This window comes from Amycolatopsis sp. NPDC114504, assembly GCF_055633595.1.
This window is the reverse complement of the sequence record NZ_JBVKDU010000003.1, coordinates 1063794-1075210: the sequence shown is the minus strand read 5'-3', so window position 1 is coordinate 1075210 and position 11417 is coordinate 1063794. Positions and strand designations below refer to the sequence as shown.

Sequence of the window (11417 nt, the reverse complement as noted above, 5' to 3'; positions counted from 1 at the left end):
TTTCCCCCTCAGGAAAGAATCGGACCGCCGAAGTCGTCGTCATCGTCGTTGTCGGCCGGACGCCGGCGCCGCGGCGGCTGCGGCGGAGCAGGCGGCGCGGGCGGCGGCGGCGGTGGGGTGCGCGGCGGCTGCTCTTCGTTGTCCTCCGGCAGGAACCGGCGGACGCGGTCGGGCTCCGGGAACGCCGGCTCGGGCTCCGGCGGCGGCTGCGGGAAGGTGCTCTGCGCCTCGCGGACGATCTCCACCGCGGCCTGGTCGCCGGTGCCGGTGGTCTCGGTCATGGCCTGCTGCAGCAGCTCCGGGATCCGGGCCTGCGCGCGCTGCACCAGCTGCATCACCTGCGCCGACACCTCGGCCATCCGCTTGCCGGCCGCCGTCTCCGCGATGACGAGGTTCTTCAGCAGCCCGCGCGAATCGACGGTCACCGTGACGGTGCCGTCCTTCGACCGCTCGGTGACCGACTGGCCCTGCATGCGATCGGCCAGCGCCTGGTACCGGGCGGCGTTCTCTTCGAGCCGCTTGGTCCAGTTGTCGATCATCGCGTCGCTGGCGTCGATGCTGTCCGGCATCCCGGCCCCTTCTCTCTGCTTCTCCACACTGACGGTCCCGGGCCGCCATCGGTTCCCCGGAACACGTCAAAGGCCACCATAGGGGACCTGACGGTTCCCGATGGTGGCCTTCGCCGAGTTGTGTCAGAGGTTGCCGCGACGCTCCTGCTCACGCTCGATGGCTTCGAACAGCGCCTTGAAGTTGCCCTTGCCGAAGCCCAGCGAGCCGTGCCGCTCGATCAGCTCGTAGAAGACGGTCGGGCGGTCGCCGATCGGCTTCGTGAAGATCTGCAGCAGGTAGCCGTCCTCGTCGCGGTCGACCAGGATGCTGTGCTCCTTGAGCGTCTCGATCGACACGCGGACGTTGCCGATCCGGGCGCGCAGCTCGGGGTCGTCGTAGTAGGAGTCGGGGGTGTCGAGGAACTCGACGCCGGCGGCGCGCATCGCGGTCACCGTGGCGATGATGTCGTTGGTGGCCAGCGCGATGTGCTGGCAGCCCGCGCCGCCGTAGAACTCGAGGTACTCGTCGATCTGCGACTTCTTCTTCGCGACGGCGGGCTCGTTCAGCGGGAACTTCACCCGGTGGTTGCCGTTCGAGACGACCTTGCTCATCAGCGCCGAGTACTCGGTCGCGATGTCGTCGCCGACGAACTCCGCCATGTTCACGAAGCCCATGACGCGGTGGTACCAGTCGACCCAGTAGTCCATCTTGCCGAGCTCGACGTTGCCGACGCAGTGGTCGACGGCCTGGAACAGCCGCTTCGGCGCGCCTTCGGGCCGCTTGATCGTGCTCTCGCGCGGCTCGTAGCCGGGCAGGTAGACGCCGGTGTAGCGCGACCGGTCGACCAGCGAGTGGCGGGTTTCGCCGTAGGTCGCGATCGCGGCGACGCGCACGGTGCCGTGCTCGTCGGAGACGTCGTGCGGCTCTTCGAGGATGGTCGCGCCCTGCGCGCGGGCGTGCTCGACGCACTTGTCGACGTCGGTGGTCTCCAGCGCCAGGTCGATGACGCCGTCGCCGTGCTTGCGGTGGTGGTCGAGCAGCGCCGAGTCCGGCCGCACGCCACCGGTGATGACGAACCGGGCCGAGCCGGACTTGAGGACGTAGGACTTGCGCTCGAAGTCGCCGGTCTCGGGGCCCGAGTAAGCGACGAGCTGCATTCCGAACGCGATCTGGTAGTACCAGGCGGTCTGGGTGGCGTTGCCGGCGATGAACACCACCGCGTCCATGGCCTTGACCGGGAACGGGTCGGTCGAGGCGTCGTGGTCGACGAGCCCGACGAGCTGACGCAGCTGGTCATAGCTGACGTCGTCGAGCGCGCCCTGAGGTTCGGCAGTCTGGGTCATACCTCGAAGGATCAGCCTGTGCGGCAAGATGTGCAATGGTCTCAGTTTTCCCTGGACATTATGCTTGGTAGTTGACGGACATCGGCTGTCATCGTGGACAACTTGTGCAGGGAGTGGGCCATGTCGGAAAACCTGGACGCGCTGGACGCGCGGCTGCTGCTGTTGCTCACCGACTCCCCGCGCCTGGGCGTGCTGGAGAGCGCGCGCCGGCTGGGGGTCGCGCGCGGGACGGTCCAGGCGCGGCTGGACCGGCTCACCGAACGCGGCATCCTCGGCGGGTTCCCGCCGGAGCTCGACCTGGCGGCGATGGGCTACGGCCTGACGGCGTTCGCGGTGCTGGAGATCGCCCAGGGCCGCCGCGCGGAGGTGGCGAAGGCGCTTTCGGCGATCGACGAGGTGTGCGAGGTCCACGCGACGACCGGCCAGGGCGACCTGTTCGTCCGCATGGTGGCGCGGGGCAACGACGACCTGCAGCGGGTGATCGACGAGGTGGTGGGAGTCCCGGACGTGCAGCGGACGTCGACGTCGATCGCTTTGTCGACCCCGGTGCCGCCGCGGGTCCGCCCCTTGCTGGAGCGGACCGCGCGGGAGGAGTGACTCAGGCTTGGTCGACGACCTGGGCCAGGTACCGCCGGGCCGACCGCTGCACCACCTCGAAGCCGTTGGTGCGCACGATCGCGTCCCACCAGGCTCCGTAGATGGCCTCGAACCGGTACCCGGCCAGCAGCTCGGCCGCGCGGCGCACGATGTGCGGGCGCTCGGGGACCAGGTTCGGGTAGCTGTACATGAAGCCGACGTGCGTGCGGTCCGGGATCACCTGCACGATGTCGCCGGACAGCAGGGCGCCTTGGCCGTCTTCGCCGTCGGGCCAGTGCAGGACCGTGCCGCCGGTGAAGTGCACGCCGAGGTTGATCAGGCGCAGGTCGTCGGCGACGTCCAGCGTCGTGCCGGACCACAGCTTCACCGCCGGGTCGGGCCGGCCGATCCACTGCTGGTCGCCCTCGTGCAGGTAGATCGGCACGTCGAACGCGTGCGCCCACTCGACCATCGTCGTGTAGTAGTGCGGGTGGCTGATCGCGATGCCGGTGATCCCGCCCAGGTCGCGGACCTGCTGGACAAGGGCGTCGTCGAGGTACGCGGCGCAGTCCCAGAGGAAGTTGCCGGACCGCGCCCGCACCAGCAGTGCGCGTTCGCCGATCGCGAAGCCGGGGTTCGAGCCGACGCCGATGATGCCGCGGCCCTGCTCTTCGACGCGCGGCGTGTACGTGCCGCTCGCGCGCAGGGTCGCGAGGTTCGTCCACTGCTGCCCGGCCGCCGGGACGTACTGGCGTTCGTCCTCGCAGACCGGGCAGTCGTCACGGGCCACGGCGTACTGCATGCCGCAGGCCTGGCAGATGGGTTCGGTGCTCACGACGGTGTCCTCCCAGTGTGTGGATCCTGGGAGGACACGCTAGCCGCGATCTACTTGGCCTCGGTGTACGGAACCGCCTTGACCAGGGTGACCTTCTGGAGCTTGCCGTTGGGCAGCTCGTACTCGCGCGACTCGCCTTCCTTCGCGCCGAGCAGGGCCTTGCCCAGCGGGGACTCCGGGGAGTACACGTCGAGGTCGCCCTCGGCACCCTCTTCGCGGGTGGCGAGCAGGAACTTCTCGTCCTCGTCGTCGCCCTCGTACCGGACGGTGAGGACCTTGCCGGGGCCGGCGGTGCCGTCGTTCGCGGGCGCTTCGCCGACCTTGGCCGAGCGCAGCAGCTCCTGCAGGTGCCGGATGCGCGCCTCGGCCTGGCCCTGTTCTTCACGGGCGGCGTGGTAGCCGCCGTTCTCCTTGAGGTCGCCCTCTTCGCGGCTGTCGTTGATGCGCGCGGCGATGACCGGACGATTCTCGATCATTTCGTCGAGCTCGTGCTTGAGCCGGTCGTAGGCATCCTGGGTCAGCCAGGTCACCTTGGTGTCGCTCACGGTCACCATCTCCTCGTCGGGCCTGCCAGGCTTGCGTGTTCAAGCCGGCCCACGTGGGCGTAGGTGCCCGCGTGGCTGAGATAAAGGAAAAACACGGCCCGTCGCGGGCCGTGCTGAGGGGTCAGACTATCACGGCGCGACTGGTCAACGCCCGTTATTTCCGCGCGCCGTGGGCGTTGGGCGCGCGGTTCACCCCGTTGGCCGCTATGGGGTTGACAGGTAGTCTGGTATGTCGTACGCGCAGCCGTACACGTCGGCCGTCACCGGTGCCCCGATGCTCTTGATCGTCGTGGTCATCCTGCTGTACTTCGCGCCGGCGGGGATCAGGAGCTCTTTGCGGCCGCTCTCGGCGCCGGTCTTGTCGCGGACGCGGACGATGCAGACGCCCGCCCGGTTGTTGTCGTCCCGCGTCACGTTGATGGTGATTTGCATCGCGTTGCCCGGTTCGCCGCTGAACGCGACGCGCTCGGCGTCGATCGGCGCGGCACCCAGGTTGACGTACGCGACCCACGCGATCACGCCGCTGACCAGCAGGGCGATGGCGAGGAACAGCCAGCGCCGCCAGCGGCGGGGGGCCTTCGCGCGCGCGGTGCCGTAGCGGCCTTCGGGCAGCACGGGCGCTGCCGTTTCCGCCGGTCCGCCTGCCAACGCGGGGCCTCCTGCTCGTTCTTGTCGTACCCACGGGGACAATGGTGGGGCGGGTACGGCTTCGAGTATCCGCCCGCTGGGTGGGCGGCCCGCAGGTGGGTCGCGGAATACAGGTAGAGAAGGAGTCGTTCGCAGCATGGTGGACCAGCTGACGAAGACCGCCAAGCCGCGCCTGCGGATGATGGCCGTGCACGCGCATCCGGACGATGAGTCGAGCAAGGGCGCCGCCTCCATGGCGCGCTACGCCGCCGAAGGTCACGAGGTGCTCGTGGTCACGTGCACCGGTGGCGAGGCGGGGAGCATCCTCAACCCGGCCATGGACCGGCCCGAGGTGCTGGCGAACATGACCGAGGTGCGCCGCGAGGAGATGGCCCGCGCGGCCAAGATCCTCGGGGTGAGCCAGCGCTGGCTCGGCTTCGTCGACTCCGGCCTGCCGGAAGGCGACCCGATGCCGCCGGTGCCCGAGGGCTCGTTCGCGGTCGTGCCGCTCGAGGAGTCGACCGAGGCGCTGGTGCGCGTGATCCGGGAGTTCCGCCCGCACGTCATCACGACGTACGACGAGAACGGCGGCTACCCGCACCCCGACCACATCCGCACGCACGAGGTGTCGATGGCGGCGTGGGACGCGGCGCCGGACCCCGACCGCTTCCCCGACGCGGGCGAGCCGTGGCAGCCGCTGAAGCTGTACTACATGCACGGCTTCTCGAAGGCCCGGATGGTCGCGTTCGACGCCGCGCTGAAGGAGGCCGGGATCGAGTCGCCGTACACCGAGTGGCTGGCGAAGTGGGACCCCGACCGCGCCGATGTGATGGAGCGGGTGACGACCCGCGTCGAGTGCGGTGAATACTTCGAGGTGCGGGACGAGGCGCTGAAGGCGCACGCGACGCAGATCGACCCGAACAGCCGCTGGTTCTTCGTCCCGTTGGAGATCCAGCGCGAGACTTGGCCGACCGAGGAGTACGAGCTGGTCAAGTCGCAGGTCGACAGCACGTTGCCGGAGGACGACCTGTTCGCCGGCATCGGCATCGAGGAGAAGGTGAACACATGAGTCTGACGCTGCCGGCCGGCGTGGCGCTTCCGGTGACCGCGTCGGCCCTGGTCCTGACGCAGCAACCGGGTGACGGCGACAACGGCGGGCAGGGCGAGGACTTCGGCAAGTCCTCGCCGGTCGGCTTCCTGGTGCTGATCCTGTTCCTCATCGCGGTGGCGTTCCTGGTCCGCTCGATGACGAAGCACCTGAAGCGCGTCCCGGCCAGCTTCGACGACCCGCCGGTCGAGGAGAAGGCCGAGGCCGAGGCTCCGGAGCAGGGTGAAGCCGAGGTGGCCGAGAAGCCCGCGAAGGACTCCTCGACCACCAAAGCCGACAGTTAGCTAGAGCCGGGGGTCCACCGGATCCGACTCCAGGGCGAGCACCGCGAACACGCATTCGTGCACCCGCCACAGCGGCTCGCCCCGCGCGACGCGCTCCAGGGCCTCCAGCCCCAGCGCGTACTCGCGCAGCGCCAGCATCCGCTTGCGGCTCAGCCCGCGCTTGCGCAGCCGGTCGAGGTTCGCGGGCAGCGTGTAGTCCGGCCCGTAGATGATCCGCAGGTACTCGCGCCCGCGGACCTTCACGCCCGGCTGGACCAGCCCGCGGGCGCCCCGGGTCAGGTTCGCCGACGGCTTGACGACCATGCCCTCGCCGCCCGCCGCCGTCAGCTCCTCCCACCACGCGACGCCCCGGGCCACCGACGCGGCGTCCAGCAGGTCCACCGGCAGCGTCCGGGTGCGCTGGAAGCGCGGGCCGGTGAGGCCGTCGAGCACCGAGAGGTGCCACGAGTGCGGCCGGTCGTGGTAGGCCGCCCCTTCCGACGCCAGCAGCTGGAACGGCGCCAGCCGGACCCCGTCCAGCCCCGACGTCGGCCAGCAGTACCGCCGGTAGGCGTCCCGGTAAGCCTCCACTGTGGACGCACGTGTTGCCGTGCGCCGCAACAGGTCCGAGACGTCGATGCCGCGCGCGGACGCCGTCGTCAGCGCCGAGACCGCCGCCGGCAGCACCGCCTGGGCCGCCGCGCCGACCGCCGCGTACTGGCCGGCGATCAGCCCGCCCGCCTTCGCGCTCCACGGCAGCAGCTCCGCGTCGAGCAGCAGCCAGTCCGACTTCAGCTCGTCGAACAGCCCGCCGGCCGCCGAGCGCACGTCGTCCAGGAGCAAAGCGTTCTGCTCCGCCGAGAAGAACGGCCGCCCGGTGCGCGTGTACACCGCGCCGCCGCCCTCGACGCCGAACCGCCGGGTACCCGAGTCGTTCCGGCACACGAGCACCACGGCCCGCGAGCCCATGTGCTTCTCCTCGCACAGCACCGACTCGACGCCCGCCGCGCGGTACTCGGCGAACGCCTCCTCCGGGTGCTCCAGGTAGTCCTCCCGCGAAGACGTCGAACACGGCGCCATCGTCGGCGGCAGGTAGGCGAGCCAGCGCGGGTCGACCGCGAACCGGCTCATCACCTCCAGCGCCGCCGCCGACTGCTCCGCCGAGACGCCGACGCGGCCGTGGTGCGCGGTCTGCAGGATCCGCTTCCCGGTGACGTCGGTCAGCTCCAGCACCGCCGGCTCGCGCCCGCCCAACGGCCGTGACGCGTCGAGCGGCCGGGCCGGCTCGTACCAGACCTGGTGCGCCTTCACCGAGACGACCTCGCGCTCGGGGTAGCGCAGCGCGGTCAGCTTCCCGCCGAACACGCACCCGGTGTCGAGGCACATCGTGTTGTTGACCCATTCCGGCTCCAGCGTCGGCGTGTGCCCGTAGAGGACCATCGCCGACCCGCGGTAGTCGCGCGCCCACGGCAGCCGCACCGGCAGGCCGTACTCGTCGGTTTCGCCGGTCGTGTCGCCGTAGAGCGCCATGCTCCGCACCCGCCCGGACGCGCGCCCGTGGTAGCGCTCGGGCAGCCCGGCGTGCGCGACGACGAGGTCGCCGCCGTCGAGGACGTAGTGCGCGATCAGCCCGTCGCAGAACTCGTGCGCGCGACGGCGGAACTCCTCGCTCTCCGCGGCGAGCTGCTCGAGCGACTCCGCGAGCCCGTGCGCGGCGTTGACCTTGCGGCCGTGCAGCGCGCGCACCAGCTTCTGCTCGTGGTTGCCGCACACGACCAGCGCGGTGCCGCTCTCGGCCATCCCCATCACGCGCCGCAGCACGCCCGGGGTGTCCGGACCGCGGTCGACGAGGTCGCCGACGAACACCGCGGTCCGCCCGTCCGGGTGCGCGCCGTCGACGTACCCCAGCTCGGCCAGCAGCTCCTCGAGCTCGGCCGCGCAGCCGTGGACGTCGCCGATCACGTCGAACGGCCCGGTCAGGTCGCGCTGGTCGTTGCGCAGCGGCTCGAGGACGATCTCCGCTTCGGCGACCTCGGCCTCGGACCGCAGCACGTGCACCCGCCGGAACCCCTCGCGCTCCAGCGACTTCAGCGACCGCTGCAGCTCGCCGCGCTGGCGCCGGACGACGTGGTCGCCGAAGTCCCTTTCGGGGCGCGAAGCGTTGCGCGCCACACAGACGCCGAGCGGCAGGTCGAGCACGATCGCCGTCGGCAGCACGTCGTGCTCCTTCGCGAGCTTCACCAGGCTCGCCCGCGAAGCGCGCTGGACGTTCGTCGCGTCGATGACGGTCATCCGCCCGGCCGCGAGCCGCTTCGCCGTGACGTAATGCAGTGCGTCGAACGCTTCGGCCGACGCCGACTGGTCGTTTTCGTCGTCGGCCACGAGTCCGCGGAAGAAGTCGCTGGAAAGCACCTGCGTCGGCGCGAAGTGCGTGCGTGCGAACGTCGACTTCCCGGAGCCGGAAGCGCCGACGAGCACGACGAGCGACATGTCGGGAACGGTCAGCTTCACGCGGCCACCTCCTTTTGGGTGGTGAAGACCGCCAGTTGGGTCGGCGGTCCCGATTCCTGGTCCTCCGGTCCGATCGGCAAGTACCGGACGTCGTAGCCGCGCCGGGTCGCGACGCCGTCCGCCCAGGCGCGGAACTCGGCTCGGGTCCATTCGAACCGGTGGTCGGCGTGCCGGAAATGCCCCATCGGCAGGAACTCGAACAGCCGGTTGTACTCGGCGTTGGGCGTCGTGACGAGCACCGTGCGCGGCGCCGCGACCCCGAACACCGCGTGTTCCAGTGCCGGGAGCCGCTCCTCGTCGACGTGTTCGACGACCTCCATGAGCACGGCGGCGTCGTACCCGGCCAGCGCCGGGTCGGCGTAGGTGAGCGCGGACTGGCGCAGCGTCACCCGGGTGAACCCGCCCAGCCGCTTTTCGGCGATGGCGAGCGCGCTCGCGGAGACGTCGACGCCGACGATGTCGACGAAGGAACGCTCCTTCTCGAGCACGCGCAGCAGCGCGCCGGAGCCGCAGCCGAGGTCGAGCACGCGCCGCGCGCCCGCGGCCCGCAGCGCGGCGAGCACGCTGCCGTGGCGCTGGGACGCGAGGCTCTCCGGCTTGTCCGGCAGCTCGGTGACGACCGCCTCGGCCTCCGCCGGGACGTCGTCCGCCTCGGCCAGCCGCGAGAGCGCGTAGTTGACCACCGGGCGGCGCCGCTCGAGGTAGCGGTTCGCGATGAGCTCCCGCTCGGGATGCGCGGAGAGCCAGCCTTCGCCGGCGCGCAGCAGCTTGTCGGCCTCGTCCTGGCCGACCCAGTAGTGCTTGCCGCCGTCGAGCGCGGGCAGCAGGACGTACAGGTGGCGCAGCGCGTCGACGACCCGGTGGGTGCCGGTGAGCGTCAAGTCGACATAGCGGCTCTCGCCCCACTCCGGAAACTGCGGGTCGAGCGGGATCGGCTCGGTGGCAACGCGCCAGCCGAGCGGCTCGAACAACCTGTGCACCACTTCGGCACCGCCGCGCGCGGACAGCGACGGCACGCGGATCTCCAGCTCGAAAACCTCGTCGACGAGTTCCGGACGCGTCGCGCACCGGCCCGCGAGCGCCGTCGTGAACGCGGCCCGCAGCGCGACCGCGAGGTACGAGCCGCCGGCGTAGGGCCGGTCGTTGACGTACTGCGTCAGCGAAGTCCCGCCGCCGCGGACGAGCTCGATCGGGTCGATTTCGGCGAACAACGCGACGGTGCAGCGATTTTCCGCCGCGTCCGGGTAGAAGACGTGCGCGGTACCGGCGGACAGCGCGACCGACTGCGCTTTCTCCGGGTGCTTGTGCAGGAGAAAACCCAAGTCGGTGGCGGGGTTCCGGGTCGTCGTGATCGTCAGCAGCACCTGCCCAGTGTGGCCGAGAACCGTGGCGAGTGCGGTCGAATTTTGGCAAAAACGGACAGTTGACGATCCTTCGGACCTCGGGCACGATGGCGACAGGGCTGGGGAGCAGGCCGGGGGGCCATTGTGACGTTTCTTGAAGAAGTCGCTGCGCTGCTTGAGGAACTGGGGCTGGGGAACTACGAATCGGGCGGCGCCGGCGGGGACGTCTTCCTGCTCGCGATGCCCGCCACCCCGGACGCGGTCTTGGTGCTGAGCCGCCTTCCCGGCGCGGAGTCCGACGCACGGCTTCCCTACGACGAACCCGTGGTCCAGATCCGCGTGCGCGGTACTCCGAAGAACCCCGTCACGGCCGAGGCGAAGGCCCAGGCCGTCTACGACGCCGTGCACGGACTGGGAAACCGGCGGCTGCCCGGCAACACCTGGCTCGTCTCCAGCGTCGGCACGCAGGCCGGTCCGGTCTACGTCGGACGCGACGCCGGCGACCGCGACGAATGGTCCGTCGCGCTGCGGATGGAGCTGCACCGCCCCGTCGGCAACCGCGCCTGAACCGGCTTTTCCGCACCGCATCAGCATTTCGAGGAGGGGAGCGTCGATGCCCACGGTCAAGATCAACGCCCGCGACATCATCATCCAGGTCGCCGAGACGAACGGCACCACCTGGACGCCGGTCGGGGGCCTCAACTCCGCCGTGCCCAACGCCGGCGAGAACGAAGAGGTCGTCGACACCACGACGTTCGACTCGGCGGGGAACTACGAGCAGGAGGTCATCCAGCGCGGCGCGACGCTCGCACTGGAAGGCTTCCTGCTGAAGGATCCTGCGAACGGCGCCCAGGACCCGGGCCAGGCGCGGGTCGAAGCGCTGGCCACGCAGGTCGGGTTCGCCAGCGTCGGCAAGATCCGCTTCCGGCACCCGGTGGACACGCAGTGGAAGGTCTGGAACGCGACCTTCAGCCTCGGCGAGCACGGCGGTGGCAACAACGACAAGTACGCCTGGGTCGCCACGATCACCCGGTCCGGTCCGTCGACCACCGCCGCCGTCAGCGCGAGCGTCGCGGAGGACGGCGAATGACCGAACCGAACGGCGTCTCCGACGAGCAGCTCACCGTCGACTACGACTTCGACGAGGCCTGGCGCGAGCGCAAGGCGGCCCGTGTGGCGCCGCGCATCCGCATCCTCGGCAAGGTCTACACGCTGCCGCATTCCTTGCCAGCCAAGCTGATCCTGTTCGCGGTGTCGGCGAAGAAGAACGGCCGGGCGGCCACGGACGAGGTCAGCGCCGAGGAGGCGTTCGACATGCTGTCCGCGTTGCTCGGCGAGCAGAACCTGGTCGACATCCTCAACCGCGGCCTGGAGATCGACGACCTGCCCGACGTGCTCGGCACCTGCCAGCAGCTCTACCAGAACCGGCAGCAGGCCCCGGGAAACGGGCAGGCCCCCGCGGCGAGCGTGGCGGGGGCGACGGCGAACACACCATCCGCCTGATCCTGCGCCACTGGCGGCTGCTCTACGCGGACTGGCGGCGCGAGTACGGCCGTGACCTGATGGCCGACCTCGACGACGGTCTGTCCTGGTGGGAGTTCGCCGCGCTCGTTTCCGGGCTGTCCCCGGAAAGCGTGTGGCGCCAGGTGACCAAGGACGAGCCGGTCGAGGTCGACGGGGAGACGGCCCGCTCGGTGATCGGCAACCTGTAGGGAGG

Annotated in this window: 14 protein-coding genes; 7 read left to right on the top strand and 7 right to left on the bottom strand. The window is 70.4% G+C overall.

Going from position 1 to position 11417, the window contains the following annotated elements:
• Nucleotides 1-8 precede the first annotated feature (8 nt).
• Together ACZ7PG_RS26550 and hppD are read right to left on the bottom strand one after the other, a co-directional pair.
• Nucleotides 9-569 (bottom strand): YbaB/EbfC family nucleoid-associated protein, encoded by a 561-nt coding sequence (locus tag ACZ7PG_RS26550; protein ID WP_470241767.1) that lies wholly within the window; start codon nt 567-569, stop codon nt 9-11.
• 123 nt (nt 570-692) lie between these two features.
• Nucleotides 693-1892: a 4-hydroxyphenylpyruvate dioxygenase gene (gene hppD, locus ACZ7PG_RS26545; protein WP_470241766.1), complete on the bottom strand. Its 1200-nt coding sequence runs from the start codon at nt 1890-1892 to the stop codon at nt 693-695.
• A gap of 120 nt (nt 1893-2012) precedes the next feature.
• Here hppD and ACZ7PG_RS26540 point away from each other — a divergent pair, with 120 nt between their 5' ends.
• Complete coding sequence (locus tag ACZ7PG_RS26540) at nt 2013-2489, top strand: Lrp/AsnC family transcriptional regulator (RefSeq protein WP_470241765.1); 477 nt, start codon at nt 2013-2015, stop codon at nt 2487-2489.
• A gap of 1 nt (nt 2490) precedes the next feature.
• On the opposite strand, the gene ACZ7PG_RS26535 is transcribed toward ACZ7PG_RS26540, so the two are convergent.
• The 3 genes from ACZ7PG_RS26535 to ACZ7PG_RS26525 all read right to left on the bottom strand — a co-directional run bounded on the left by ACZ7PG_RS26535 (nt 2491) and on the right by ACZ7PG_RS26525 (nt 4496).
• The gene (locus ACZ7PG_RS26535) at nt 2491-3303 is read right to left on the bottom strand and encodes an MBL fold metallo-hydrolase (protein ID WP_470241764.1); all 813 of its coding nucleotides are present in this window, start codon (nt 3301-3303) and stop codon (nt 2491-2493) included.
• A gap of 50 nt (nt 3304-3353) precedes the next feature.
• Entirely contained in the window at nt 3354-3857 is a 504-nt protein-coding gene (gene greA / locus ACZ7PG_RS26530; protein ID WP_470241763.1) for a transcription elongation factor GreA, read from the bottom strand.
• 195 nt (nt 3858-4052) lie between these two features.
• Entirely contained in the window at nt 4053-4496 is a 444-nt protein-coding gene (locus ACZ7PG_RS26525) for a DUF4307 domain-containing protein (RefSeq protein WP_470241762.1), read from the bottom strand.
• Nucleotides 4497-4632: 136 nt separating this feature from the next.
• On the opposite strand from ACZ7PG_RS26525, the gene mca reads away from it, so the two are divergent.
• Both mca and ACZ7PG_RS26515 read left to right on the top strand, forming a co-directional pair.
• Nucleotides 4633-5544 (top strand): mycothiol conjugate amidase Mca, encoded by a 912-nt coding sequence (mca, locus tag ACZ7PG_RS26520; RefSeq protein WP_470241761.1) that lies wholly within the window; start codon nt 4633-4635, stop codon nt 5542-5544.
• Complete coding sequence (locus ACZ7PG_RS26515; protein WP_470241760.1) at nt 5541-5867, top strand: hypothetical protein; 327 nt, start codon at nt 5541-5543, stop codon at nt 5865-5867. Before mca ends, ACZ7PG_RS26515 begins: the two co-directional genes overlap by 4 nt.
• On the opposite strand, the gene ACZ7PG_RS26510 is transcribed toward ACZ7PG_RS26515, so the two are convergent.
• On the bottom strand, nt 5868-8357 hold the full coding sequence (locus ACZ7PG_RS26510) for a polynucleotide kinase-phosphatase (protein ID WP_470241759.1): 2490 nt from the start codon (nt 8355-8357) through the stop codon (nt 5868-5870).
• On the bottom strand, nt 8354-9721 hold the full coding sequence (locus ACZ7PG_RS26505; protein ID WP_470241758.1) for a 3' terminal RNA ribose 2'-O-methyltransferase Hen1: 1368 nt from the start codon (nt 9719-9721) through the stop codon (nt 8354-8356). The genes ACZ7PG_RS26510 and ACZ7PG_RS26505 overlap by 4 nt, the downstream gene beginning before the upstream one ends.
• Nucleotides 9722-9844: 123 nt before the next feature.
• Here ACZ7PG_RS26505 and ACZ7PG_RS26500 point away from each other — a divergent pair, with 123 nt between their 5' ends.
• From ACZ7PG_RS26500 to ACZ7PG_RS26485, 4 genes are read left to right on the top strand one after another with little or no spacing between them, the layout of a single operon-like run.
• Nucleotides 9845-10267 carry a minor capsid protein gene (locus ACZ7PG_RS26500; RefSeq protein ID WP_470241757.1) on the top strand — a complete coding sequence of 141 codons (423 nt, stop codon included), beginning with the start codon at nt 9845-9847 and terminating at the stop codon, nt 10265-10267.
• 46 nt (nt 10268-10313) lie between these two features.
• On the top strand, nt 10314-10790 hold the full coding sequence (locus ACZ7PG_RS26495) for a phage tail tube protein (RefSeq protein WP_470241756.1): 477 nt from the start codon (nt 10314-10316) through the stop codon (nt 10788-10790).
• The gene (locus tag ACZ7PG_RS26490; RefSeq protein ID WP_470241755.1) at nt 10787-11203 is read left to right on the top strand and encodes a hypothetical protein; all 417 of its coding nucleotides are present in this window, start codon (nt 10787-10789) and stop codon (nt 11201-11203) included. Before ACZ7PG_RS26495 ends, ACZ7PG_RS26490 begins: the two co-directional genes overlap by 4 nt.
• A gap of 59 nt (nt 11204-11262) precedes the next feature.
• A complete protein-coding gene (locus tag ACZ7PG_RS26485; RefSeq protein WP_284750608.1) occupies nt 11263-11412 on the top strand; it encodes a hypothetical protein in 150 nt (49 codons plus the stop codon).
• Nucleotides 11413-11417 lie beyond the last annotated feature (5 nt).